A 25875-nucleotide genomic window follows, 5' to 3' on the forward strand; every position below is an offset into this window, starting at 1 on the left:
TCGGCACGATCTGTCCGTGTGGTCTGGTGGAATCTAGTGCTGTGAGTGCTCAGACCTGGCGGTTGGTGCGAAGAGGTGGCGGGGGGCCCGATGTGCCCCCTGTGCTTGATGAGCATCAGCGTGCCGTGGTCGGCCATCGGCGCGGCCCCCTGCTCGTTCTCGCGGGTCCCGGCACCGGCAAGACGACCACGATCGTCGAGAGCGTCGTCGATCGCATCGAGCGGCGCGGCGTCGACCCCGAGCGCGTGCTCATCCTCACCTTCAGCCGCAAGGCCGCCGAGGAGCTGCGCCAGCGCGTCACCGGGCGGCTGCGCCGCACCACCCGCACCCCGCTGGCCCTGACCTTCCACTCCTACGCCTACGCGCTCCTGCGCCGCGAGTCCGTGCTGGCGGGCAAGGCCCCGCCGCGCCTGCTCACCGGCCCCGAGCAGCTCCTGGAGATCCGGCGGCTGCTCCACGGCGAGCTGGAGAACGGCGCGCCCGACTGGCCCGAGTCGCTGCGCGAGCCGCTCAAGACGCGCGGGTTCGCCGAGGAGCTGCGCGACTTCCTGTCGCGGGCCAACGAGCGCGGGCTCGACCCCGAGCGGCTGATCGCCCTGGGCGCCAGGCACGGGCGGCGCGACTGGGCGGCGGCCGGGCGGTTCGCCGAGCGCTACCAGGACCGGTTCGACCTCGACCCCGAGGAGACCTACGACTACGCCGAGCTGATCGGGGCCGCCTCCGCGCTGCTGGCGAGCCCGGAGGTGCGCGAGCGGGAGCGGGCGGCCCACGACGTGGTGTTCGTGGACGAATACCAGGACACCGACCCGGCCCAGGAGCTGCTGCTGACGCAGCTCGCCGGCGACGGCCGCGACCTGATCGCGGTGGGCGACCCCGACCAGTCGATCTACGGGTTCAGGGGCGCCGACGTGCAGGGCATCATGCGGTTCCCTGAGCGCTTCAAGACCCTCGACGGGCGCGAGGCGCCGGTGCTGGCGCTGCGGGTGTGCCGCCGGAGCGGGGCCGACCTGCTGGAGGCCTCGCGCCGGGTGGCGGAGCGGCTGCCGGTCGCGCCGGCGCCCGAGCACGACCACCGGCACGGCCACCGCGACCTGGCGCCGCTGCCCGACGCCGACCCCGGCAGCGTGCGGGTGCTGCTGGCCGACAGCGTCAGCCAGGAGGCGGCGATCGTGGCCGACACGCTGCGCCGCGCCCACCTGATCGACGGGGTGCCGTGGCACCGGATGGCGGTGCTGGTCCGCTCGGCCAGGCGGCAGGTGCCACTGCTGCGGCGGGCGCTGATCAGCGCCGGGGTGCCGACGATGATCGCGGGCGACGAGGTGCCGATCGCCCAGGAGCCCGGCGTGCGGCCGCTGCTCACGATGCTCAGGGTGGCGCTGGATCCGTCCCAGCTCGACGAGGGGGTGGCCGAGGAGCTGCTGACGGGCCCGCTCGGCGGCACCGACATGATCGGGGTACGCCGCCTCCGCCGCGCCCTCAAGATCGCCGAAAACGAGGCCCTGGCGGGCGGGGCTGAGCCTCCGGTCAGTGGGCCCCTGGGCGAGCCGTCGGATCCTGGTGCCGAGGATGTTCGGGACGAGCCGGGCGATTCGCCAGAGCCCGCTGTCGCGAAGGATGAGCCGGGCGATTCGGCGGAATCCGCCGCCGAGGAGGACGTGCCGTCGCGGGAGGGGGCGCGGTCGTCGGGGGAGTTGCTCGTGGCGGCCGTTCAGGACATCCGTGAGCTCACCCGCATCGAGCCCCACGTGGCCCTCCCGGCCGAGCGCGTGGCCAGGCTCCTGACCGCCGCCCGCGAGAGCGTACGCGACGAGGGCACCGCGGAAGACCTCCTGTGGGCCGTGTGGGACGGCAGCGGCCTGGCCCGCCGCTGGACCGACATGAGCCTGTCAGGCGGCCCCAGGGGCGCGCAGGCCGACCGCGACCTCGACGCCGTGGTGGCCCTGTTCGACCACGCCGCCAGGTTCGTGGACCGCATGCCCATGGCCGGCCCAGAGGTGTTCATCGACGACCTGGCCGCCCAGGAGATCCCCGGTGACACGCTGGCCGACCGGGCGCCCGACGGCGACGCCGTACGCGTGCTGACCGCCCACCGCTCCAAGGGCCTCGAATGGGACGTCGTGGTGGTGGCGGGCGTACAGGAGGGCGTCTGGCCCGACCTGCGCCTGCGCGGGTCCCTGCTCGGCATCGAAGACCTGGTCGACGTGGTCGAGGGCGGCAAGCCGAACGCCGCCTCGCTGGTCTCCAAGCTGCTGGCCGAGGAGCGCAGGCTGTTCTATGTGGCGGCCACCAGGGCCAGGCGGCGGCTGGTGGTGACGGCGGTCGGCGGCGAGGACACCGACGAGCGGCCGTCCAGGTTCCTGTCGGAGCTGATGCCGGGCGCGGTGGAGTCCGCCACGGTGGACGACCGGGCCCGCTGGCTCAACATGTCCGCGCTGGTCGCCGACCTGCGCAGCGCGGTCACCGACCCCACCAAGCCGGCGAAGCTCCGTCGCCAGGCCGCCCAGCAGCTCGCCCGCCTGGCCGCCGCCGGGGTCCAGGGCGCCCACCCCAACGACTGGTACGCCCTCACCCCCATCTCCGACGACCGCCCCCTGAGCTGGCCCGGCGACGTGGTCAACATCTCACCCTCGGCGGTGGAGAGCTTCACCAAGTGCGGCCTGCGCTGGCTCCTGGAGACGGCGGTCGGCGCCGCGGGCACCAGCACCGCCCAGGGCCTGGGCAACGTCATCCACGCCCTGGCCGTCCTGGCGGCCACCGACCTGCCCAGCGAAGACCTGCTGAGCGACCGCCTCGACGGAATCTGGGGCGAGCTGGAGTTCGGCGGCGTCTGGTACAACCGCAAGCAGCGCCAGGTGGCCGAGCAGATGATCGGCAAGTTCCTGCGCTGGCACAAGGACAACCCACGCGAGCTCGTGGCCCTGGAGGAGGCGTTCACCGCGGTGGTGTCGGAGGGCGTGCAGATCAAGGGCCGCGTCGACCGCGTCGAGCGCGACTCCGACAACCGGGCGGTGATCATCGACCTCAAGACGGGCGGCTCCAAGCCCAAGGCGGGCGACCTCGACCGCCATCCGCAGCTCGGCGTCTACCAGCTCGCCGCGCTGCTGGGCGCGTTCGCCCGGCACGGCATGACGGAGCCGGGCGGCGCCGCGCTGGTGCAGCTCGGCAAGGCGGCCGGCAAGAACGACGCGATGGAGCAGCAGCAGGGCGCGCTGGCCGACGACAAGAACCCGGGCTGGGCGGCGGAGCTGGTCGACACGGTGGCGACCGGCATGTCGGGCCCGTTCTTCCAGGCCAAGGTCAACGACGGCTGCCGCACCTGCGCGGCCAGGGCGAGCTGCCCGGTCAACGACAACGGGGGCCAAGTGTGCTGACCCCCGTCGAACTCGCCGGCAAGCTCGGCATCCTGCCCCCCACCCCCGAGCAGGCGGTGGTCATCGAGTCACCGCTGGAGCCGATGGTCGTCATGGCCGGCGCCGGCTCGGGCAAGAGTGAGACCATGGCGGGCCGCGTCGTCTGGCTGGTCGCCAACGGCCTGGTCAAACCGGAAAACGTGCTGGGCCTGACCTTCACCCGCAAGGCCGCCGCCGAGCTGTCCAACCGGGTCAGAGAGCGGCTCAACGGCCTGGCCGAGGCCGGTCTGGTCGAACCGGGCGCGCTCGACAACGAGCCGACCGTGTCCACCTACCACGCCTACGCCGCCCGCCTGGTCACCGACCACGCGCTGCGCGACGGGCTGGAGCCCACCATGCGCCTGGTGACGCCGGCCGTGTCGTGGCAGCTCGCGTCGCGGGTGGTGGCGATGTACGACGGGCCGATGGACAAGATCGAGCTGGGCCCGCCGTCGGTCACGGCCGCGGTGCTGGAGCTGGCGGGCGAGCTGTCGGAGCACCTGCGGGTGCCCTTCGACGTGCGGCGGGCCGGGATCTGGCTCCAGGACCGGCATGCCCTGCTGCCCGGCAGGACCACGCTCGCGCAGCGCAAGCCGCTCAACGTCCAGGCGGCCAGGGAGCAGCTCCTGCCGCTCGTGGAGGCGTACGAGCGGCTCAAACGCGCCCGTGAGGTCATCGACTACGGCGACCAGATGTCGCTGGCCGCCCGGATCGCCGCCCGCCACAAGGAGGTCGGCGAGATCGAGCGCGACCGCTACTCGGTGGTCCTGCTCGACGAATACCAGGACACCAGCCACGCCCAGCTCGTCCTGCTCCGCTCGCTCTACGGCGGCGGCCATCCGGTCACCGCGGTCGGCGACCCCTGCCAGTCGATCTACGGCTGGCGCGGCGCCTCGGCGGGCAACCTGCGCCGCTTCTCCAAGGACTTCCGCACCGGCACGGGAGACGAGGCCACGGTCCGGCAGCTCAGCGTCAGCTTCCGCAACGGCGACCGCGTCCTCGACGTGGCCGCCCGCGTCCAGCTCCCGCTGCGCATGGAGGCCCGCGAGGTGCCCGTGCTGGTCCCCGGCGCCAACCGCGTCGACCGGGGCCGCGTCACCTGCGCCTTCCACGAGACCGCGGACGACGAGGCGAAGTGGGTCGCCGACGGCATCGCCAGGATCCTCGGCCAGGAGGTCGCCCCCGACGGCCTGCCCTGGGGCGAGAAGGAGCGCAAGAAGACGCTGGCCATCCAGCCCCAGGACGTCGCGATCCTGGCCCGTAAGCGGTCGCAGTTCCCGGCGCTGCGCAGGGCGCTCGAAGAGCGCGACATCCCGGTCGAGGTGGTCGGTCTCGGCGGCCTGCTCACCGTGCCCGAGGTCAACGACATCGTCGCCACCCTCCGCGTGCTCTACGACGCCACCGCGGGCGACGCGCTGGCCCGGCTGCTGGCCGGGCCGCGCTGGCGGATCGGCCCGGCCGACCTGCGGGTGCTGGGCGAATACGCCAGGGAGCTGGCCCGCGAGCTGAGCGAGAGCCACCGCGAGGACGACCCGCTCGACCAGGTGGTGGCCGACCTGGCCGAGGAGCGCGGCAGCCTGGTCGACGCGCTGGACGAGCTGCCCGACAGGGAGGAGTGGCTGGAGTCGTTCTCGCCGCTGGCCCGCACGAGGCTCGTCGCGCTCGCGCAGGAGCTGCGCCAGTTGCGGGCGCACACCGCGCAGCCGCTGCCCGACCTGATCACGGAGGTGGAGCGCAAGCTCGGCCTGGACATCGAGGTGGCCGCGCGCAGCGGCACGGCGGGGGCGTTCGCGGCGCGGGCCGACCTCGACGCGTTCCTCGACGCGGCCTCCCGGTTCGCGGGCGACGCGGAGGACCCGACGCTGGGGGCGTTCCTGGCCTATCTGCAGGCGGCCGAGAGCGAGGAGTTCGGGCTGGAGGCGGGCCGGGTCGGCGAGAGCAACAGCGTCAAGCTGATGACCGTGCACGCCTCGAAGGGCCTGGAGTGGCCGATCGTGGTCGTGCCCGGGTTGTCGCAGTTGCTCAGCTCGAAGGGGACGATCGCGACGGGCAGCATGTTCCCCGCCACACCGGTCATGAACAGCCGCTGGACGGAGAACCCGCGCAAACTCCCCTACCCGCTGCGCGGCGACGCCGCCGACCTGCCCCGGCTGAGCGGGCTGAGCAAGGAGGAGCTGGCGGCGTTCGACGAGCACTGCCGCGAGCGCGACCTGATGGAGGAGCGCAGGCTGGCGTACGTCGCCGTCACCCGCGCCCACTACCACCTGATCGCCTCCGGCTACCGCTGGGGCACCGCCACCAAGCCGCTGGAGCCGTCCGACTTCCTGCTGGAGATCCGCGACACCGCCGACCGCGTCTCGTTCTGGGCCGCCGAGCTGGCGGAGGGCGCCACCAACCCGCTGCTCGCCGAGCCCGCCGAGGCCGTCTGGCCGGTCACGCCCGAGGGGCTGCGCTACGAGTCCGTGCTCGACGGCGCCCAACTGGTCGAGGACGCGCTGGCGGGCACGCCGGCCCCGGAGGAGGAGGACGAGCCGCTGCGGGCGTACGAGGAGGAGCGGCTGCGGGCCTGGGAGCGCGACACCGACCTGCTGCTGCGCGAGCGCGAGCTGCAGCGGCGGCGGCCCGCGACCATCGTCGAGCTGCCCGCCAAGCTCACCGTGTCGTCGCTGGTCACGCTGGCCACCGACCCGCGCGAGCTGGCCCGCAGGATCCGCCGGCCCGTCCCGGTCAAGCCGGCGCCGCTGGCCCGCCGTGGCACCTCGTTCCACAAGTGGCTGGAGACGCGCTGGGACCAGCAGCGGCTCATCGACGACTTCGAGCTCTACGACGAGGAGATGGAAGAGGTCGACGTGCGGCTGGCGGAGCTGCAGGAGCGGTTCGAGCGGAGCGAGTGGGCCGACCGGCGGCCGGTCGATCTGGAGGTGCCGTTCGAGACCATGATCGCCGACCGGCTGGTGCGCGGGCGGATGGACGCCGTCTTCGAGCGCGACGGCGGCGGTTACGAGGTCGTCGACTGGAAGACGGGGCAGCCGCCCAGGGGCAAGGCGGCCAAGACCGCGTCGGTGCAGCTCGCGGCCTACCGGCTGGCCTGGGCCCACCTGGCGGGCGTGCCGCTGGAGCAGGTGGGCGCGGCCTTCCACTACGTCCGCGCGAACCGGACCGTGCGCCCCGTCAACCTACTCGACGAGGCCGGCCTGGTCGCGCTCATCGAGGGCGTCAGGCGGCTAGATACCGAAACGCCGGCTTCGGGTGCATGAGGAAGTCGTGGTGGGAGATGTTCCAGGCGTAGGCCCCGGCCATCTCGAACACGACGGTGTCCCCGACCTTCACCGACGTCTCGATGTCCTTCGCGAAGACGTCCTTCGGCGTGCAGAGCTGGCCGACGAACGTGACCGGCCCGTCCACCTCCGGCCCCTTTCCGGTGGGAAGCAGGGTGAAGGGCTGGTCGTGTCCCTTGGTGACCGGCGTGCGCAGGTGGTGGGTGCCGCCCAGCAGGATCGCGAACGCCTGCCCGCGCACCCGCTTCACGTCCACGACCTTCGTCACGTAGGAGCCGCAGTAGACGGTCAGCGCCCTGCCGGGCTCGATCCGCAGCCGTCTGCCCGCGCCCAGCTCCGCCAGCCCCGCCCCGTACGCCGCCCAGTCGAACCGGGTCTCGGAGGTGTACGACACCGCCATGCCGCCGCCCAGGTTGACCTCCTCGTAGGAGTTGTCCAGCAGCGTCCGGGCCAGGTTCAGCAGCTCGGGCGCTTCGAGACCGCTGGCCAGGTGGGTGTGCAGGCCGCGCAGTCGCACGCGGTCGCCGAACAGCGGCAGGCACTCCGCCACCCCGTCCTCGTCCATCCCGAACGGCCCGCTCATCGTCAGCGCCGCGCCCTCGACCGCCAGGCCGGGGTTGAGGCGGAGCAACACGTCGGCCTCCAGGCCGGTGCCGAGCAGGCGGCGCAGCTCGTTCGGGGACTCGACGTGCAGGCGGTGGTGCGGCAGGCGCAGCTCGGCGTCGGTCTTCCCGGGCCCGCCCAGCGCCACCGGCAGGCCCGGGAACAGGGCCGTGACGTGCGCGTGCTCGCCCGCCGACGACACCTCGAACCCGTCCACGTGCCGGGCCAGCACGCGCAGCAGCTCGGCGTCCGGGTTCGCCTTGACGGCGTAATAGAGCTCGGTGGCCCCCAGCGCCCGCCGTACTGACGCGACGTGCCCGTCCAGCGCGGGCAGGTCATAGAGATAGGCGGGAGCCTCCGCGAGGCTCAGAGCGGCCTCCTGGACGCGCGGGGCGATCATGCGAGCGGGTTCGCGATCGGTACGTACCCGGCAGCCCGGTCGGCGGCCCTGGCCCAGCGCACGCCCAGGTTCGCCTTGGCCGGCAGCGGCGCGCCCGCGAGCAGATCCGAGAGCGGCAGCGGCCGGCCCAGGCCGGCGGCCTGATCGGCGAGCAGGTCGCGGGCGATCCGCCACAGCTCGCGCAGCAGCTCGTCGTCGCGGCCCGCGAGCGTGGCGGCGATCTCGGTGAGGTGGTTGACGAGCAGGCAGTAGACCACGCGGGCCCAGCCGCGCTCGGCGTCGTAGGTGAGCGCGCGGGCCACCTCGGGAGGCAGCCCTGACAGGTCGTGCCGGCCGGCGACGAGCTTGGTGCCCTCCAGGTCGCGGAAGACGCCCTCGGCGGGCATCCCGGAGCCGTCCAGCCCGACCAGGACGTTCTGCAGGTGGGGTTCCAGCACGACGCCGTGCGCGAAATACAGCTCCAGCACCGGCAGCGCGACCACGGACACGTACGCCCGCCACCACGCGGCCGGGTCCACCGCCGGCGTGCCGAGGGCGAGGGCGGCGGCCATCACCGGCGTCACGCCGGGGGAGCAGGCGGCCCACGGGCTCTGCCGGACGATCACGCCCAGCCCTTCGTGCAGGCGGGTGCCGAGCGCGGCCGATCGGTAGCCGGGTTCGGGGAGCCAGCGGGTGGTGGGGTGGGTTGCTGATATTTCCTTGAATATCGGGCCGAGCCGGTCGGTCAGCTCCACCGCCCCGGCCAGCTCGTACCAGGCGTTCTTTCGTACACAGTTCGTGATCCGTACATCCAGGGAGAACTTCAGGCAGACCTCGGCCTCCGGGAGATACACGGTCCGCACCGACGAGGTCGGCATCACCACCGGCCCGGGTCCCAGATCGACCAGCTCGTCCCCGAACACCGGCCGCAGCAGATCGAGCTGCCACGGATGCGCGGGCAGCACCCGGTAGCCGGCCGGCGCCCGCCCCAGCGCGTCGAGCACCTCCACGTCGCCGCCCTCCGCCAGCACGTCCTCGCGCACGCCGAGCAGCCGGACGGGGAACTCGGCGTGCGCCTCCGGCGCGTACCGCAGCCAGTCGGAGCCGCCCCGCGCCTTCGGGCTGGGATGGAACGGGTGCCCGTAGACGAGCGCCTGCTCGGAGGCCAGCCACGGATCGGCGGGCGGCACGGCCTCGGCCCTGGCCCGCAGGATCGCCGCCACGGCCTCCCTGCTCGCGGCCACCTGCCCGGCGAACTCGCCGTTGTGCCCCCGCAGCTCGGCCTCGACCAGCGCCACCAGCTCATCGGTGGTCAGCGGCCGCCAGGCGCCGCCCTCCAGCCGCTCCGGCCGGCCGTCGAAGCGCAGCGCCGCCCCACCATGGGTACGCGCCCGCAGCAACGTGCCCCCCACCCGCAACTGCAGGTACGGCGGCGCTGGCCACACCAGCCCGCGCGGCCCGGCCACCTCCCGCACGCAGCAGCGCAGCAGGGCCGCCAGCGTCGCCTCCTCGGCCAGGCCGGAGGGCGCGTCGATGGCCAGTCCGTGCATTCAAGCTCTCCTCAGATAGTTGGGCCCGCTGGTGCCGTAGAACTTGTTGATGTCGCGGGCGCCGGAACGTTCCTTCGCGACCAGCGTCCCGGCGGTGATCATGGACTTGCCGGTGAGCCGGGCCGCGTCGAGCGTCCTGGCGCGCAGCAGTCTGGCCATGGGATGGTCGCCGTGCTCGCCGAGCGCCTCGGCCAGCGTGTCGCGCAGCAGCGTGGCGGCCCGCGCGTGCGGCAGCGCCCCGAACGTCACGGCGGCGGCGGCCAGGTGCAGTGTGATGGTGACGAACACGTCGGCCAGCGCGTGCGGGTCGTCGTTCAGCATCCGCTCGTCGCCGAAGTCCGGCACGGTGATCCCGGCGGCGGCCAGCCTCGACGGGGAGGCCAGCAGCCCGTCGTTGTCCTTGACCAGCAGCCGCAGGCGGTCGTCCTGGAAGACCAGCGCGAGGTTCTGCTGGTGGGCTTCGAGCGCGACCCCGTACCGGACGAAGAGCCGCACGTTCCACCGCAGCAGCAGCCGCAGGTAGTCCGGGAGCACGTCGCCCAGTTCGTCGAGCACGCCGGGCACGCCGAGGGCGGCGACCGGCACGATCTTGCCCTCGGGCAGCCGCCTGACCATCCAGGCGAGGTACTCGTGGCCCGCGTGCGCGTGGGTCTGCTCGTCGGCCAGCAGCACGTCGGGGTCGGCCAGCTCGCGCAGCAGCAGCTCGGCCTTGGCCCCGTCGCTCAGCGTGCCCGGCTTGATCGAGCGCCGGTTCCTGACGCCCAGGGTGCTGATCGGGAGGGGCAGTTTGAGGTGGACGCGCGGTGAGACCTCGACGGTCCGCATCGACAGGGTGGGCCGGACGGTGACGGCGGGCTCGTCCAGCACGCGCACGCCGTTGATCTTCGCCACCTCGTCCACGGTCAGCGGGTGCACGGGGAAGAGCGTCCCGTCGAGTCCGGGAGGCCGTACGTCGGCGGGCAGGGGCACGCCGGCGCCGGGCACCACCGCCCACCTGAGCCGGAACGACGGCCCGAACTCCGGCGCGTAGTCGGCCAGCAGGCGCTCCGGGAGCCCGATCCGCGCGCGCGAGGTCGGATAGACGGGATGGTCGGCGAAGGCGGCCAGCGTCTCGTACGAAGGGTCGCGCCGCAGCACCTCGTCCCTGCGGGCGTCATGTGCCTCCAGCGCCGACAGGGCGGACAGGCACTCCTCGAAGAAGGCCGCCACCCCTTCCGCGTCCGCCGGGTCCGCGACCTCGACCAGCGTCTCCAGCACCTGTTCCAGGCCCAGCCGCTCGTCTTGCGCGACCACGAAGTCCTGGAAGAGCACCCCGGGCGCGAGGCGTGCCCATCGGCCGTCCGCCAGCAGCAGGCCGACGCCGTTCTTGGTCCTGGTGACGCGGGAGGCCAGCCCTCCGTAGTTCTCGCGCAGCAGCGCGTCCAGGACCCGGGCGGCCAGGTACGCCTCCCGAGAGCTCATTCGACCACCCACGGCCGCGCGGCCCGGTATTCCTCGACGGCCCGGTCCACCCGCGCGCGATCGGGCCCGACGGCCCGGATGACGCCCAGGTAGTCGCGGTTCGTGTGCGTGAGGGTGACGACGTCCCCCACGTCGCGCAGCGGCCGGTGCCACAGTCGCACGCCGCCGCCGACCACGCTCTCGTGACCGGGGGCCGACTTGATCGTCCCGGACCGGTCGGCGACCAGGCTGAGCGCGCTCCCGTACCCGGTGGACTCGGGCGGGGCGGGCATCCGCTCCCCGAGGTGCACCCGCAGGATCCACTCGAACAGCGGCACCCCGAGCACGTCCGCCACCAGGAAGTCGCAGTGGTCCCCGATCACCCGGTAGTTCACCTCGACGATCCGGGGGCCGCCCGCGGTGACCACGTACTCGGTGTGGCAGGCCCCGAACCCGGCCCCGAGCGCCCGCAGCGCCGCCAGCACGTGCGTGTGCGACGCGTCCGCCGGCGCCCAGTCCAGCCGCTCCTCGACGAAGTAGGGGAGCGCCCCCAGCGTCGTCTCGAACCCCCCGAGCACCCGCACGCCGTCCGCGTCCCCCAAGGTCTCCAGCGTGCGCAGCGGCCCTTCGAGGTATTCCTCCACGACCAGCGCCTCACCCGGCCGCCGCTTCCTGACCTCGGCCACGGCCCCGGGCAGGTCGCGCTCCACCAGCATGACGTCCTCGCTGGCCACGCCCTCCCGTGGTTTGAGCACGACGGGGTAGGGCAGCCGCTCGGGAACCGGGTCGCCGGGGGCGAGCCGCATCGAGAACACCTGCTCGATCCCCGCCTCAAGGAGCCTGCGACGCATCAAGAACTTGTTCTTGGCCGCCGCGCACGCCCGCCAGTCCTTACCCGGCAACCCGAAGTAGGACGCGGCCAGCGCGGTTTCCGCCTGCAGGTGGTCGGAGTTGGAGAAGATCGCGTCCGGCCTGCCCAGATGTTCGATGGCGTCGATCAGGGCCCGCGGATTCTGTACGTCGCACTCGACCGCGTCCGGATGTTGCCCCGGCCGGTCCGTCAGGATGGTCACCTCGCAACCGAGAGCGCGAGCCGCGGGCAGGAAGCCGTCGGTCACCGAATCGGTTGGTTTGAGCGCGGTCAGATAGAGCCGCAACGCGAAGGCACCCCCGGAGGAATCAGGTAAGGCTAACCTAACTCGTTGATCTTAGCGCCAGCGAGATCACCACGGGGCGCGGATACCGTAATCGGCGGCTAACCGCGAGGTCATAGGATGACATGGGATTAAGAAGGGGCGGCCAGTGGAGAGCACCACGGAAGAGCAACTCATCGGACCGCTGCTTCTCGCACGCGGCACCATCGACAGGTCCGCCGCGCTGCGGGCCGACGAGCGGTGGCTGGAGCGAGCGTGGTCCGACCCCGCCACCCGGGTGCTGGTGATCGACAACGGTCACACGCTGGTGCGCCGCGTGGGCGACGAGGTGCAGGCGGTGCTCTACGCGCCGGCCGACGCGCCGCCGGGGCCGCGCTTCCTGCTGGGCGTCGAGGGCGGCATCGCCTACTTCGCGGTCGCCGCGCCGCTGCCCGGCGTCACCAAGGGCGACGTCAACGGCCGGGTGACGATCCCGATGAGCCTGCGCGACACGCCGGAGGGCCGGCCGGTGCCGGCCGGGCTGCGCCAGGCGGGTGGCCTGCTCGGCGACCGGGACGCGGGCCTGCTGGTCTACGCCGTGGCGCTGGAGGCGTGGCACACGACCCACGAATACTGCCCGCGCTGCGGTTCTCGTACGGAGGTCCAGGCGGGCGGCCACATCCGGGTCTGCCCGCGCGACTCCAGCCAGCACTTCCCGCGCGTCGACCCGGCCGTGATCATGCTGGTCCGCGACGCCGACGACCGCTGCCTGCTCGCCCGCGGGCCGCAGTGGCCCGAGGGGCGGCTGTCGATCCTGGCGGGCTTCGTGGAGCCGGGTGAGTCGCTGGAGGCCGCCGTCGTGCGCGAGGTGGCCGAGGAGGTCGGCGTCGTCGTCACCAACCCGCGCTATCTGGGCAGCCAGCCCTGGCCGTTCCCGCGCAGCCTCATGCTGGGCTTCTTCGCCGAGGCCACCACGACCGCGCTCATCCCCGACGCGGAGGAGATCGCCGAGGCGCGGTGGTATTCACGGGAGGAGCTGACGCGCGCCCTGGAGTCGGGCGAGCTGCGCCTGCCGCCTCCCGTGTCGATAGCCCGCCGCCTGATCGAGACCTGGTACGGCGGCGCGCTCACCGGTGACTGGTGATCAGGCCGCTTCGAGCAGGGCCTTGACCTCACGGGCGGAGGGATTCGTGCGCACGACACGCCCACTGGGGGTGTCGATCACGACGGTCGGCACCACCTGGTTGCCGTTGTTGACGCTCATCACGAATTCGGCGGCCGAAGGGTCACGCTCGATGTCGATCTCATCGAACCTGATGCCCTCGCGGGTGAGCTGGGACTTGAGCCGCTTGCAGGGGCCGCACCACGTGGTGCTGTACACCGTGAGCGCCATGTTGAGAAATCCCTCCAACGTCAGGAATAAGGCGCTTCGTGCAACAACGCGAAGTTCCGGGTTAATCCCCTACCCGATGCGCTCGGAAATCCACGTCTGCACGCGCTCCGCCACGCCCGGCTGCCGGTAGAGCGGCGAGCTGTGGTTGATCCCCGGCACCGTGAACACGCTCACCGGCACGCCCACCTGTCCGAGCATCTGCCGCAGCAACTGACTCTGCACCGGCGGCACGAACTCGTCCTCCGAGTGGATGGTCAGCATCGGCGCGTCCTTGCGGCTGGCGTGCCAGGCCACCTCCATGCTGGCCCAGACCCGCGAGCACTTGCCCTTGGGCGCGCAGCCGCCGGCCAGCTTGATCGCCGCAGTGCGCAGCCGGCGCCTGTTGGGGTCGGTCGCCTTGGCGCCGTCGGAGAAGGCCCGCAGCGGCGAGATGATCGGCGAGAGCCCCACCACGCCCTTGAGCCCGCTGACCCCGTCGCCGTAGGTGCCCACGGCCGCCGCGATGTGCCCCCCGGCCGAGAAGCCCATCACCACGTAGTTGCCCGGATCGAACGCCCACCTGTCGGCGTGCTTGCGCGCCAGCGCGATCGCGCTCAGCGCGTCGGTGCGCTGAGCGGGCCAGGCCGCGTCGCCGGACAGCCGGTAGTTGAGGTTGAAGACCGTGTAGCCCAGGTCGGCGTAGCTGCGGGTGATCTCCTTCATGTACTTCTTGTCGCCGCTGGACCACCAGCCGCCGTGCACGAGGAAGATCCCGGGCCGCTGCTGGCCGTCGGGGGTCCACCAGACGTCCATGGTCTGGCGGGCGTGGGAACCGTACGCGATCGTCTCCAGGGACAGGCCGCCGAGGCCGCTGTTGTCGATCGGGTTGTTCACCGAGGGGGTGGGCTCCTTGGTCGTCGCGCTCGCGGCGACGGGTGTGAGCACAACGGCAGCGAGCGCGAGCGCGCCTGCGGAAACCGCGATTCGCACGGCCTTCCTTTCCCCCATGCAGATGGTCGGCCCCATTGTGGGGGAAGAGACCAGTTCTTTGCATCTAGATGACTATGAACATACGTCGGCCCGCATGTTGCCAGAATAAAGTGCTTCACCGCCAGCGCTTGGGAGGATGTACGGGTGAACAACGCGGACGACGTACTGATCGGACTCGATCCCGAGCAGCGCGCGGTCGCCGAAGCCGTGCGCGGGCCCGTGTGCGTGCTGGCCGGCGCCGGGACGGGCAAGACCAGGGCGATCACCCATCGCATCGCCTACGCGGTGCGCAGCGGAGCGGTCGATCCGCAGAGCGTCCTTGCTGTGACGTTCACCACTCGCGCGGCCGGCGAGCTGCGCCAGCGGCTGCGAACCCTCGGCGCGCCCGGGGTCCAGGCGCGCACGTTCCACGCCGCCGCGCTGCGCCAGCTCACCTACTTCTGGCCGCGCGTGATCGGCGGCGCGGCGCCGTCGGTCATCGAGTCCAAACTCCCGGTCCTGGTGGAGGCCTGCCGCCGGCTGCGCAGGAGCCCCGACCGGTCCGAGCTGCGCGACATCGCCGCCGAGGTCGAATGGGCCAAGGTCACCCAGATTGGCCCGGAAGACTACATCGCGGCCGCCGCGAAACACCACCGCACGCCCCCGGTCCCGGCCGAGGAGGTGGCCCGCCTCTACGACGCCTACGAGCAGCTCCGGCGCGAGCGCCACCTGGTCGACTTCGAGACCATCCTCGAACTCACCGCCGCCGTGATGACCGAGCACCAGGAGGTGGCGACGCAGATCCGGCAGCAATATCGCTACTTCGTGGTGGACGAGTACCAGGACGTCAACCCGCTGCAGAAGCTGCTGCTCGACACCTGGCTCGGCGGCCGCGACGACCTCTGCGTGGTCGGCGACCCCAACCAGACCATCTACTCCTTCACCGGCGCCAGCCCGCGCTATTTGACCGGGTTCGGGGTGGAGCACCCGGACGCGGCCGTCATCCGGCTGGTGCGCGACTACCGGTCGACGCCGCAGGTGGTCGACCTGGCCAACCTGGTCATCGCCAAGGGCAAGTCGCCGCACCGGCTGGAGCTGGTCGCGCAGCGTCCCGACGGTCCCAGGCCGTCCTTCTCCGACTACGACGACGAGCCCGCCGAGGCCGCCGGTGTCGCCAGGGCGATCAGGAAGCTGCTCGACAAGGGGGTGCACTCGCGGGAGATCGCGGTGCTGTTCCGGGTCAACTCCCAGTCGGAGTCGTACGAGGAGGCGCTCGCCAAGGCGGACATCCCGTACATCCTGCGCGGCGCCGAGCGCTTCTTCGAACGCCCCGAAGTGCGCCAGGCGGTCGTCCTGCTGCGCGGCGCCGCCCGCTCGTCGGCCGGCGAGCCCCTGGCCTCCGAGGTGCACCACATCCTGGCCGGCGTCGGCCTGACCCCCTCGCCGCCCGGAGGTGGCAAGGCCAGGGAGAAGTGGGAGTCGCTGAAGGCGCTGGCCGACCTGGCGGAGGACATGGCGGCGGAGGGCGCCGACCTGCCCGCGTTCGTGGCCGAGCTGGAGCGCCGCGCCTCGGAGCAGCACGCGCCGCCCGTCGAGGGCGTCACCCTGGCCTCTCTCCACGCCGCCAAGGGCCTGGAGTGGGACGCGGTGTTCCTCGTCGGCGTCACCGACGGCATGCTGCCCATCATCTACGCCGAGACCCCGGAGCAGATCGAGGAGGAACGCCGCCTCCTCTACGTCGGCATCACGCGTGCCAGGGAGCACCTCTCGATCTCGTGGGCCCTGTCGCGCGCGCCCGGGGGCCGCAAGAGCCGCCGCCCGTCACGCTTCCTCGACGGGCTCACGGGCCGCGCCTCCTCGCCGCCGCGCATCGCCCCCGCCCAGCGCGAACGCCGCCAGGTGGCCGCGCCGATGAGCTGCCGGGTGTGCACGAAGACGCTGGTGGCGGCGGCCGAGCAGAAACTGGGCCGCTGTACGACGTGCCCGGCCGACTATGACGAGGCCCTGCTCGAACGCCTGAAGGCCTGGCGTACGGCGACGGCCAAGGAGGCGAAGCTGCCCCCGTACGTCATCTTCACGGACGTGACGCTGCAGGCGATCGCGGAGCGGGCGCCCGTCACGGAGCAGGAGCTGCGCACGATCGCCGGCATCGGCAAAGTCAAGATCGACCGCTACGGCGAGGCCGTCCTGGACCTCTGCCGGGGCTGAGTTCGCGAGGCCCACCTTTGGGCACGGGCGGGCGACCCGTCACACTTGTCCCAGAAGCGGAAGTCATGAGGGGGACCGACACGTGAACGAGGCGCTGAAGGAGTTGCTCGATCTGCTCGACTTGGAGCAGATCGAGCTCGACATCTTCCGGGGGCGAAGCCCGGAAGAGCGCATTCAGCGCGTCTTCGGTGGCCAGGTGGCGGCCCAGGCCCTGGTGGCGGCCGGCCGTACGGTGCCCGGCGACCGCAACGTGCACTCGCTGCACGCCTACTTCATCCGGCCGGGCGACCCCTCGATCCCGATCGTCTACAACGTCGAGCGCCTGCGCGACGGCCGTTCGTTCACCACCCGCCGCGTCGTGGCCGTCCAGCACGGCAAGGCGATCTTCACGATGTCGGCGTCGTTCCACATCCTTGAGGAAGGCGTGGAGCACCAGGCGTCGGTGATGCCGTCGGTGCCGGACCCGGAGACGCTGCCGACGTTCCAGGGCAGGATGCACGAGCTGGTCGGCGACAACCCGGAGCTGCGTGACTGGCTGTCGCGGCCGCGGCCGGTGGACGCCAGATACGCCTCGCCGCTGACGTGGGAGGCGCACCAGAACCCGGAGCTGCGCAGCGCCCAGACGAACGTGTGGTTCCGCTATCACGCCGATCTGCCGGACGACCCGCTCCTGCACGTGGTGCTGGCGGCGTACGCGTCGGACTTCACGCTGGTCGACACGATACTGCTGGCCCACGGCCTGGCCTGGGGCGCCTCCAACATCATGGGCGCCTCCCTCGACCACGCCATGTGGTTCCACCGCCCCTTCAGGGCCGACGACTGGCTGCTCTATGCTCAGGAGTCCCCGTGGTCGGCGGGGGCCCGGGGCCTTGCCCGGGGTGAGATGTTCACTGCGTCGGGTGACCTCGTCGTCTCGGTCGTTCAAGAGGCGATGATCCGCCGGACAAAGTGATGAAATCGCAGGTAGAAAATATGTTGCCCCTTCCCGGCTCTCCGGTTTAGGGTCATGGTCAAGCGAGTCGGACACTCCTGTTCCGACGATCCCAAGAGTGGAGGTGAGTCCCGGTGATCAGCAGCACGATGGTGAACCCGATGTGGCTCGCCTCCGCATGCCGTGACTCGGTGAGACTCGTTGATGGTCCCGCCAAGCTGCGGCAGGAGAAGTCTGCCCGTAGCCAGGCCGCCGCCGTTTTCGCCGCGCACGCCCACGTCGGTGCGGCTCCGCAAGGCGCTCCTATCTATGTGGCACGTATCGAACTGCCGGCCAGCCAGCTCACCAATGGTGGACTGCGTGGTCCGTATCCCTGGAGGGATATCCCGGTCATAACCTGACCGGGAATTGCCCCCCAGGCCGCGGATCCGCAGACAGGATCCGCGGCCTTCTTGTTTGTCCGTGATCCCCGACCACCTACGAGGTGTTCCGAACAAGATCAAAAAGCTCGATCCGAAGGAGAAGCAGATGGGGGCGAAGACGATCATGGACCTGATCGACGAAGCCAAGATCCCCTGTCGTACCGACCCTGACCTGTGGTTCGCCGAGTCGCCGGAGGACGTTGAGTTCGCCAAGGCGCTCTGCGGCGGCTGCCCGATCCAGAAGGCCTGCCTGGCCCGCGCGCTCGAGCGCGAGGAGCCGTGGGGCGTCTGGGGCGGCGAACTGATCCTCCGGGGGACCGTCGTTCCCCGCAAGCGTCCGCGCGGGCGTCCCCGCAAGCACCCGGTCGCTGCCTGACCACCACACCGCACCAACCAGCAGAAAGAGCAGACCAATGAACGTTCACCCGACGAGGAGCCTCGCAGTGCCGGATCTGATTCATGACTTGGTCAACGACCGAATACAAACCCTCCACCGAGAGGCTGCGGAGCAGCGCCTCATCCTGCGCGTCAGTCGCGTGCAGCGAGCGCGCCGCGAGCTCAAGCGGGCGAACGAACGCCTTAGCAGAGCTCTGAGTCGCCAGCTCTGATCTGGAAGATCCTGCCGCCGGCGCAGGATCTTCCACCGGATCCTCCAAGAGAGCCGGGCGCAAGCCAGCGCCCGGCTCTCGCCGTTCCCCTGGGAATCAGCGCACGACCACCACCTCCAGGTGTCCGATCAGCCGATGGGACAGCACGTTCTCCACCACCTGCCGCTCACCGGGACGACATGCGCTCACCACTTCCCGGCGTCCGCGTTGGCTGGCACGCAGCCACCACCCTCCGGCGCAACCTGTCGCTCGGCGTTACCTTCCTGGACGACTTGTTGGGCGGCGGCGCGGTATGCATCCACTGCCTTCGAGTGCGACCTGTCGGCCGAGGGGCCGGAACACGCCCACGACCTTCCGGCGCGACCTGTGGGCCGGCGGGCTGAAAGGCGTTCACCGCCTTCCGGCGCGACCTGTCGCGCATCGGGAGCTTCCACCTCCCGGGCATCCACCACTCGGGGGAAGCATGCACTTCCCGCAGCAACGGGGCATCATCGGCCCCCACGGGCATCATTCGCGCCGGCAGGCATCATTCGCGCCCGCGGGCATCATCGGCCCCCAACGGACATCATTGGCCCCGACGAGTATCATCGGCCCGCGACCTCACCCGGTGGGCCGCACACCACGCCGCGCCGACCGTACCGCGGGCTCCCTGACCTCCTCATATGCGAGAGCCTTCTCCTCGGTGGCCCAGAGCCGCGCCGACATCCAGGCGACCCCGGCCGCCGCCACCAGCAGCCCCGCGAGATACACCGGCACCGGCACCAGGTTCCGCAGCGACCCCGGAAGCATCCCGACCGCGTAGAGCAGCACACCCACCACGGGCATGACCCCACTCCTGATCGCCGCCGCACTGAACGTCAGCGCCCCGGCCACCAGAACCACCGACGTGACGAGGAACGCCCGCCCGGTACTCCCGGCCAGCAGCCCGCTAACCGTGCCTCCGCCCAGGTAGGGAAAGACGAAGTGCAGGATGTACTCGATCGCGAACGCCCCGGCCAGCCCGGCCGAGTTGAGCACGTACCCGACGAGCCCGAGCGTGCCGGCCGTGCCCCGGATGACCAGATAGATGCCGGTGATCGCGAGTAATCCCGTCAGCGCACCGAAGGGCGCGATGGCATGCGTGAGTGCGTTCTCCGGCAGAAACCCGGCCCGACGCGCGGAGTTGACCACGAGCAGCACCGCACAGACGAACCCCGCCACCGCGGCGACCCGATGTACACGCATCTGGTGAGTCCTTTCCTCTCGACTGATAACGCTCGTTATGATGCGCGTTATAGCCCGATAAAGTGAGAGGGTGCCGAGAGCCGTAAGCACCCCGAAAGAACTCGGCGCACTGCGCCAGGACCTGCTCGACGCGGCGCTACGCATCCTCCGCGACCAGGGCGCCCTCTACCTGACCCTCCGGCGCGTGGCAGACGCCGCCGGCACTTCCACCATGGGCATCTACACCTGCTTCGGCGGCCGCACCGCACTACTGGAAGCAATCTACGAACACGGCTTCCGCCTCCTCCGCCAGGCAATGACCACACCCCTGAACGAAGAAGCCACCCCTCTACCCACAGCCGACAACGAAGCAGCCTCCCCGCTCGGAGCCGACAACGAAGCCACCCCTCTGCCCGGAGCCGACTCCCCGCTCCGAGTCAACGAAGCACCCACCTCTCTTCCCCGAGCCGCCGAAGAGCCCGTTCCCCTTAAGGAAGGTGCCCCTCCAGCCCAGAGCGACGAGGCCACCTTTTCGGCCCAGGTCAGCCCCGACGTCGCCCTTCTGACTCAGGTCGGCACCGAGGCCGCCCCTCTGCCCCAAGTCGGCAACGAGGTCGCTTTTCCGCCCCAGGTCAGCGCCGAAGTTGCCCCTCCGGCTCAGGTCGGCGACGAGGCTGCCCCTCCGACTCCTGCCAGCAATGAAGTCGCCCTTCGGACCTCAACCAGCGATGAGGCCGCCACCCCTGTGGCCCGAATCCTGGAGATCGCCTTCGGCTACCGGCAATTCGCCCTGACCGACCCCGCCCTGTACGCCCTGATGTTCGAGCGCCCCCTCCCCGACTTCGACCCCTCACCCCAGCAACGCGACGACGCCCTCCGCCTATGCTTCGACCTCCTCGCCGAAGCCACCACGGCAGCGACCCAGGCGGGCCTCATCAACGCCACAACCCCAGAACGCGCGGCCTACCTGGTGTGGACCACGATCCACGGCCTCGTCAGCATCGAACTCACCTGCTCACTCCGCACCCCACTCCCGGGCTGGTTCCTCAACTCCCGAGAGGAAGGCGAACGAGTCCTTCAGGAAGGCGTCCAAGCCCTAATATCCGGCCTGGGAACCGCCCCCGAATCTCCGAAGGGCTCATGAGGGGGCGGCGGGAGGGCATCGGCGAGCAGTAGCCCCGGAACTCCTGCAAGCGCATTGCCCTCCCGCCGGCGAGCTGCCCACCGCCCCTCCCGTCAGGTTCATGCGGAAGAGTGAAAACCTGGCGAGAACGGTGCAGACGAGCAGCTCGTTCAGGTAACCGACCGCATGCGAGCCGTACCGGCGATCCCGCAGAACCCCCGACGACCCAGCACAGTTCCGGCCGGCGTCACGCAGTCAAGAAACGCCGATGCGACCAACGGGTACGCCCAGACTCACCGGCCCACCCCACCCCGCAACCTCTCCAGCCCCGGTAACCAGGCCCGCAGATCGACACATTGCCGCCCCTCCAGAAGGTAACGGTTCGCATCCATATAATTACACAAAGTACTCAAGAGATACAGTGCATTCCGCAAACTCCTCCCCACCGTCCCCATATCCACCACACTCCGGATCCCAGCAACCCCCTGAACAGTGCCAACGGTCGGGCCGCTCCACCCGCTCGGAGAGAAGAGGGCCGACCGACTCTCTGCCACAGCGAGGGAAGAGGGAAGACCGACCCGCTGCCCCAACGAACCTGGAAAGGACCGACCGGTCCCTGCCCACAACAGATCTAACGGGGACCAGCCGACCCCGCCACGCCGCACAGGGCCGCCAAACCGCATAAGACCATCGGGCCGCATGAGACCGTCGTGCCGCACGGCTGCCACGCTGCTGCCTGCCACGTCGCGCGGGCCGTCACGTCGCGCGGGACCGTCAGGCCGCCCCCGCTGCAACGCCGCACGGCCTACCACGTCGTGCAGAGCCGGCGTGTCACGCGGGGCCGCCATGTCTCAGGGAACCGTCGCCGTCGCATGAGACCGGCACGCCGCACGGAGCCGGCATGCCACACGGGACCGTCGCCATCGCGCGGGACCGGTACGTCGCGCGGAGCCGGCACGTCGCATGGGACCGGTATGCCGCGCGGGACCGTCAGGCCGCACGGCCCGCCACACCGCACGGCCCGCCACACTGCGCCAGGACGATCAATGCCGCAGCCGTCCGGAGCGCCCCGTCGACGGCTCCAGCGGTTGGCTCGGAATGGGGCGTTTGCTGGGGCCGTTAGGTTCGGATTCTCAACTGCTCAGCGCGCGTCATAGGGCCTGGTCAGCCGATTGCCAGGGGTTCATCGTCGGGATCGTCGGAGAAGCCGGGCACCCAGCGGATCACCTCGTCACGGAAGCGTGCCGTGGCGCCGAGTTGGCACAGTACGCCGATTCCGGCCGCGTGGACCCGATGGATGAGGACGTACGACGTCGGGAGGTTGAGTTGGCGGATCACATTGGTCGGGCGCAGGTCCGTGACGCTGGCCGCCTGTGCCTGCAGCCACTCCCGGCTGAACGTGAACTCCTCCACCGCCGTCGGCTCGACATACGGAGCGAGAAAGGCCCGCAGCGCGTCGGGGTCGATCTCGATGTCCTGCCGGATGAAGCCCTCCTGCCGCAGCCCCGCCGTGACGGTTGCCATGTCGCCCTGGTTGAAGATGCGCGTCAGCTGCCCGAACGCCTTGGGATAGCCTCCCGGCAGCCGGTTGACGGCGCCGAAGTCGAGGACGCCCAGCTTGCCGTTGGCCAGCATGCGGAAGTTGCCAGGGTGCGGATCGGCGTGCAGCATGCCGACCCTCGCGGGGGAGCAGAACAGGAAGCGCACGAAGAGCAGCCCGGCTCGGTCACGCTCCTCCTGGGTGCCGCCGGCGATGATGCGCGACAGCGGTGTGCCCTCCATCCACTCGCTGACCAGCACCATCTCGTTCGCCGCCACCACGTCGGGGACGTGGAAGTCGGGATCCCCGTTGAACTCCAGGGCGAAGGCGTGCTGGGCCTCGGCCTCCTTGAAGTAGTCGAGCTCCTCGGCGATCCGCTCCTTCAGCTCACCCAGGACCGCCTTCATGTCCAGCCCGGGCAGCAGCACGCCGAACAGCTTGCCCAGGCGAGCGAGCTGCGCGAAGTCGCCGAGCAGCGCCTTGCCCGCCCCCGGATACTGGATCTTGACGGCGACCTCGCGGCCGTCGTGCCACACGGCCTTGTGCACCTGGCCGATCGAGGCGGCGGCTGTCGGCTGGTCGTCGAAGGACAGGAAGTGCTCCCGCCAGCCGTCACCCAACTGCTCGGCCAGCACCTTGTGGACGGTGGACACGGGCAGCGGCGGCGCGGCGTCCTGCAGCTTGGTCAGCGTGGCGCGATAGGGCCCGACGACCTCCTGCGGTAGAGCCGCCTCGAAGATCGACAAAGCCTGCCCGAGCTTCATCGCCCCGCCCTTGAGCTCGCCAAGGACCTTGAAGACCTGCTCGGCGGTACGCTGCTGAACCTCCTGAGCCACCAGCTCGGCCGACTTGCCGCCGATGCGCTTGCCCAATCCCAGGACAGCGCGACCGGCGAAGCTGAGCGGAAGGGTGGCCAGCTTGGCGGAACGCGTGACAGCACGACGCGGAAGATCGCTCACACTGATGCGCGGAACCTCTGAGAGATGCCGCTTCCCCCCTTCATGGCCGTCCCCGGAGCACGTCAGTCGCGGTCGGGTGCCATGACCATTCTTAGCGAATATGGATTGTTTCGCGAGCAACGACAATGTGGGTGAAGCTTCCACGACCGCCTTTTCCAGCGCCAATCAGGGGTAACGTCCATTGTGCCGTTGGTCACAACAGACTCTCTGCCATCAAGGAACGCAAGCGCATGGCCCACGGCCTCGGCCGCGACCACCGTCGCGAGCGTCGCGTCACAGGCGATCTCGCCGGGCGGATAGCCCCCGAGCCGGGCGGTCACGATCGGCCAGGCGGGGTCACGGTCGCGCCTGGTGAGATCGAGACAGTGCAGGCACGCCGTGTCGCCGGGCAGCACCAGCGGCCCGACCGTCCCGTGCCCCTCGAAGGCGGACGCCAGGAGATGGGGGATCTCCAGGGAGTTCAGCTCGTTGACCAGAATCCCGTCGAGAGGGGTGACGGGGGTCAGGATGACGAGATCGGGCCGATCGGACTTGTCCCCAAGGTACGGCCCGCCGGCCAACGCGTTCACCGTCGGCCTGATCACTTCGGCACAACGCTCCTCCTCGTCGACCTCATCGGCGTCCGTCGGAGCAGGGATCGTCCCCCGAGACCCGCTGGCGAGCGGAGCGCCTGCGGACGGCGCCCTCGGTGCGGTGGTGGGTGCGGGATTCGTGGACGGCCCTCTTGGCGGAGCGTCGGCTGCGGAACCTGCGAACGGTTTCTTCGTTGGGGTGGCGGTTGCAGGGCCCGCGGATGGCGTTTTCGGTGGGGTGGTGGGTGCGGGGCCTGCGAACGGTGCCTTCGGTGGGGCGGCGGGGGAGGGGCGTGGGGGTGCCTTTGGTGAAGTGGCGGCACCGGTCCGGGCGGCCTGGACACTTTGGACGGCTCGGGTGGTCGCGGTGGGCTGGGCGGCTCGGCGGCTCGCTTCGGCTTGGGTGCTCTCGGAGGCTCTGGAAGTTCGTGAAGATCGTGCTGTTCGGGGGCCGAGGCGAGGTGTTCGGGGTGCGCCTTTGAGGGTGGCGTCCGGCTGTGCGGCGTCGGTGGGTTCGTGAGGGTTGCCGAACTCGTCGGTTTCCATGGGGTCCGCGCCACCTGATGTCAGTCTTCTGGCGACCGCTACGGCTCCGGCCTCGCGGGGCATGCCTACCTCTGCCCATGTCAGGCCGCCGGGCGTGATGTCGCTGGGTCTGGCGGTGCCCGGGTCGATCACGCGGACGGTGCCCACGCCGCTGGCGGCCAGCAGGGCGACGACCTGGGCGCCGACCCGGCCGGCTCCATAGACGCGGACCCGTGTCATTCTGCGGCGTTCGAAGCGGGCGATCACGCCGTCGGGGGCGGTGGAGGCGAGGTCCAGGGCGTCCAGGTCGGGCTTCAGGCGGTCTCTCTCGGCCAGCGGGAGGTCACGCAGAAGACCGGGATCGGTGCCCGCGTCGTGGAGGGCGCCCTGGGCGGCGAGTTGGTTGAGCATGGATCTGGCGCGGATTTCGTCGAGGCCGGCGAGCGCGGCTTCATGCAGGACGCACTCCAGATCACGGGTGCCGTCGAGGCTCTCGACCCACTCGCGGACAGGTTTGGTCAGACCGCTCAGCATGACGGCTCGGAGGGGATGCGAACCGTATTGAAGGGTCTGCTCGTCACGGAGAATGCGCCGGAGGGAGGGCTTCAGACGTGGCCTCATGGCGGGCAAGGTTTCCACGCCGGAGCAAGATCCCGAGCGGGTTCGGCGCGGGCTGTGGACAACTACGTCGCAGGACCCTCGCTTGTGGATAGGCAAGGTCCTCAGAAGAAGATCAAGATGGTCAGAGACGCCGAACGTGTTCATAGAGGGGCGAGCTGTCCCGTGTCGCTCCAAGAGGGTGGGGCGGACAAGCGACGGTACGGGATTCGACGGCGGTAAAGCCGATGACCGCTCGGGTTACGCTTCCCCGCATGAGCGAGCTCTTGGTCGATCGCAGCGACGACGGCGTCGTACAAGTCACCCTCAACCGCCCCGACCTCCGCAACGCCATGACCGACGCCATGACCGCCCAATGGCTGGAGACCATGTCCGGCCTGGCCAAAGACCGGGACGTCCGCTGTCTCATCGTCACCGGCGCGGGCACGGCGTTCTCCTCCGGCGGTGACCTGTCCTGGATAGGCGAGCGGAACACGGAGGCCGTGCCACAACTTCGGGACCGGATGCTGGCCTTCTACCGCACCTGGCTGACGATCACCGAGCTCGAGATCCCCACGATCGCCGCCGTCAACGGGCCGGCCGTCGGGGCGGGGCTGTGCGTGGCGCTGGCCTGCGACCTCGTGTACGCCGCCGACGACGCCAAGCTCCTGGCCCCGTTCACCACGCTGGGCCTGCATCCGGGCATGGCGGCCACGTACCTGCTGCCAAGACGCGCGGGCGCGAGCCTGGCCCGGGAGATGCTGCTGACAGGTCGCGTGATGATCGGCGTGGAAGCGGCGGATAAAGGGCTCGTAAATCAATCTTTCCCGAAAAATGACCTAATGTCGGAAGTACGAGCCATCGCCACGAAGATCGCCCAGAACGCGCCCATTGCCACAAGGCTCACAAAAGTAGCCCTCAACCAAGACCATCAAGACCTGGAAGCCGCGCTGAGGTGGGAATCCTTGGCCCAGCCCGTGACCATGGCATCCTCCGACATGATCGAGGGTCTGGCCGCGCATCGGGAAAGGCGCATGCCCAAATTCACCGGCTCTTAATCATCTGACCAGCAGA

General features: G+C 70.6%; 18 protein-coding genes. 9 read left to right on the forward strand and 9 right to left on the reverse strand.

Annotation, left to right across the window (positions count from 1 at the left end):
• The first annotated feature begins 101 nt into the window (after positions 1–101).
• Positions 102–3371, forward strand: coding sequence for an ATP-dependent helicase (locus C4V41_RS57575; RefSeq protein ID WP_407670175.1), 3270 nt, complete (start codon positions 102–104; stop codon positions 3369–3371).
• Complete coding sequence (locus C4V41_RS57580) at positions 3365–6646, forward strand: ATP-dependent helicase (protein WP_103964527.1); 3282 nt, start codon at positions 3365–3367, stop codon at positions 6644–6646. The genes C4V41_RS57575 and C4V41_RS57580 overlap by 7 nt, the downstream gene beginning before the upstream one ends.
• On the opposite strand, the gene C4V41_RS57585 is transcribed toward C4V41_RS57580, so the two are convergent.
• Genes C4V41_RS57585 through C4V41_RS57600 form a run of 4 tightly spaced genes read right to left on the reverse strand, consistent with a single transcriptional unit; the run spans position 6606 to position 11796 of the window.
• On the reverse strand, positions 6606–7670 hold the full coding sequence (locus tag C4V41_RS57585) for a type III PLP-dependent enzyme domain-containing protein (RefSeq protein ID WP_103964528.1): 1065 nt from the start codon (positions 7668–7670) through the stop codon (positions 6606–6608). The genes C4V41_RS57580 and C4V41_RS57585 overlap by 41 nt on opposite strands.
• The gene (locus C4V41_RS57590; protein ID WP_103964529.1) at positions 7667–9199 is read right to left on the reverse strand and encodes an IucA/IucC family protein; all 1533 of its coding nucleotides are present in this window, start codon (positions 9197–9199) and stop codon (positions 7667–7669) included. Before C4V41_RS57590 ends, C4V41_RS57585 begins: the two co-directional genes overlap by 4 nt.
• Entirely contained in the window at positions 9200–10660 is a 1461-nt protein-coding gene (locus tag C4V41_RS57595) for an IucA/IucC family protein (RefSeq protein WP_103964530.1), read from the reverse strand.
• Positions 10657–11796: an ATP-grasp domain-containing protein gene (locus C4V41_RS57600; RefSeq protein ID WP_103964531.1), complete on the reverse strand. Its 1140-nt coding sequence runs from the start codon at positions 11794–11796 to the stop codon at positions 10657–10659. The genes C4V41_RS57595 and C4V41_RS57600 overlap by 4 nt, the downstream gene beginning before the upstream one ends.
• 145 nt (positions 11797–11941) lie before the next feature.
• On the opposite strand from C4V41_RS57600, the gene nudC reads away from it, so the two are divergent.
• Positions 11942–12916: an NAD(+) diphosphatase gene (gene nudC, locus C4V41_RS57605; RefSeq protein ID WP_103964532.1), complete on the forward strand. Its 975-nt coding sequence runs from the start codon at positions 11942–11944 to the stop codon at positions 12914–12916.
• On the opposite strand, the gene C4V41_RS57610 is transcribed toward nudC, so the two are convergent.
• Together C4V41_RS57610 and C4V41_RS57615 are read right to left on the reverse strand one after the other, a co-directional pair.
• Entirely contained in the window at positions 12917–13165 is a 249-nt protein-coding gene (locus C4V41_RS57610) for a mycoredoxin (RefSeq protein WP_103964533.1), read from the reverse strand.
• Between the two features lie 69 nt (positions 13166–13234).
• Positions 13235–14134 (reverse strand): alpha/beta hydrolase, encoded by a 900-nt coding sequence (locus C4V41_RS57615; protein WP_235031046.1) that lies wholly within the window; start codon positions 14132–14134, stop codon positions 13235–13237.
• Between the two features lie 144 nt (positions 14135–14278).
• Here C4V41_RS57615 and C4V41_RS57620 point away from each other — a divergent pair, with 144 nt between their 5' ends.
• The 4 genes from C4V41_RS57620 (at position 14279) to C4V41_RS57630 (ending at position 18050) form a co-directional block, all read left to right on the forward strand.
• Complete coding sequence (locus C4V41_RS57620; protein ID WP_103964534.1) at positions 14279–16321, forward strand: ATP-dependent DNA helicase UvrD2; 2043 nt, start codon at positions 14279–14281, stop codon at positions 16319–16321.
• Between the two features lie 82 nt (positions 16322–16403).
• On the forward strand, positions 16404–17273 hold the full coding sequence (gene tesB, locus C4V41_RS57625) for an acyl-CoA thioesterase II (RefSeq protein WP_103964535.1): 870 nt from the start codon (positions 16404–16406) through the stop codon (positions 17271–17273).
• 113 nt (positions 17274–17386) lie between these two features.
• Positions 17387–17653: a hypothetical protein gene (locus C4V41_RS61450; RefSeq protein WP_146104228.1), complete on the forward strand. Its 267-nt coding sequence runs from the start codon at positions 17387–17389 to the stop codon at positions 17651–17653.
• A 127-nt stretch (positions 17654–17780) separates the two neighbouring features.
• Entirely contained in the window at positions 17781–18050 is a 270-nt protein-coding gene (locus C4V41_RS57630) for a WhiB family transcriptional regulator (RefSeq protein ID WP_103964555.1), read from the forward strand.
• Positions 18051–18882: 832 nt separating this feature from the next.
• Here C4V41_RS57630 and C4V41_RS57635 read toward each other — a convergent pair.
• Positions 18883–19506 carry a hypothetical protein gene (locus C4V41_RS57635; protein WP_103964536.1) on the reverse strand — a complete coding sequence of 208 codons (624 nt, stop codon included), beginning with the start codon at positions 19504–19506 and terminating at the stop codon, positions 18883–18885.
• Positions 19507–19576: 70 nt separating this feature from the next.
• Here C4V41_RS57635 and C4V41_RS62575 point away from each other — a divergent pair, with 70 nt between their 5' ends.
• The gene (locus C4V41_RS62575; protein ID WP_160150768.1) at positions 19577–20629 is read left to right on the forward strand and encodes a TetR/AcrR family transcriptional regulator; all 1053 of its coding nucleotides are present in this window, start codon (positions 19577–19579) and stop codon (positions 20627–20629) included.
• Between the two features lie 1143 nt (positions 20630–21772).
• Here the strand turns inward: C4V41_RS62575 and C4V41_RS57645 are convergent.
• Positions 21773–23107 (reverse strand): ABC1 kinase family protein, encoded by a 1335-nt coding sequence (locus tag C4V41_RS57645; protein ID WP_103964537.1) that lies wholly within the window; start codon positions 23105–23107, stop codon positions 21773–21775.
• A gap of 62 nt (positions 23108–23169) precedes the next feature.
• On the reverse strand, positions 23170–24738 hold the full coding sequence (locus tag C4V41_RS65715) for a ThiF family adenylyltransferase (protein WP_160150769.1): 1569 nt from the start codon (positions 24736–24738) through the stop codon (positions 23170–23172).
• 338 nt (positions 24739–25076) lie between these two features.
• Between C4V41_RS65715 and C4V41_RS57655 the strand changes: the two genes are divergently transcribed.
• Positions 25077–25859, forward strand: a complete 783-nt coding sequence (locus C4V41_RS57655; protein ID WP_103964538.1) for an enoyl-CoA hydratase/isomerase family protein — start codon at positions 25077–25079, stop codon at positions 25857–25859.
• The last annotated feature ends 16 nt before the right edge of the window (positions 25860–25875 follow it).

It is taken from the genome of Nonomuraea solani (assembly GCF_900108335.1).
Classification (GTDB): domain Bacteria; phylum Actinomycetota; class Actinomycetes; order Streptosporangiales; family Streptosporangiaceae; genus Nonomuraea; species Nonomuraea solani.

Coding starts and splice junctions, on each gene's coding strand:
- C4V41_RS57635 (WP_103964536.1), bottom strand. CDS start 19,506: ATGCGTGTACATCGGGTCGCCGCGGTGGCGGGGTTCGTCTGTGCGGTG.
- C4V41_RS57655 (WP_103964538.1), top strand. CDS start 25,077: ATGAGCGAGCTCTTGGTCGATCGCAGCGACGACGGCGTCGTACAAGTC.
- C4V41_RS57610 (WP_103964533.1), bottom strand. CDS start 13,165: ATGGCGCTCACGGTGTACAGCACCACGTGGTGCGGCCCCTGCAAGCGG.
- C4V41_RS57590 (WP_103964529.1), bottom strand. CDS start 9,199: ATGCACGGACTGGCCATCGACGCGCCCTCCGGCCTGGCCGAGGAGGCG.
- C4V41_RS57630 (WP_103964555.1), top strand. CDS start 17,781: ATGGGGGCGAAGACGATCATGGACCTGATCGACGAAGCCAAGATCCCC.
- C4V41_RS65715 (WP_160150769.1), bottom strand. CDS start 24,738: ATGCTGAGCGGTCTGACCAAACCTGTCCGCGAGTGGGTCGAGAGCCTC.
- C4V41_RS57595 (WP_103964530.1), bottom strand. CDS start 10,660: ATGAGCTCTCGGGAGGCGTACCTGGCCGCCCGGGTCCTGGACGCGCTG.
- C4V41_RS57585 (WP_103964528.1), bottom strand. CDS start 7,670: ATGATCGCCCCGCGCGTCCAGGAGGCCGCTCTGAGCCTCGCGGAGGCT.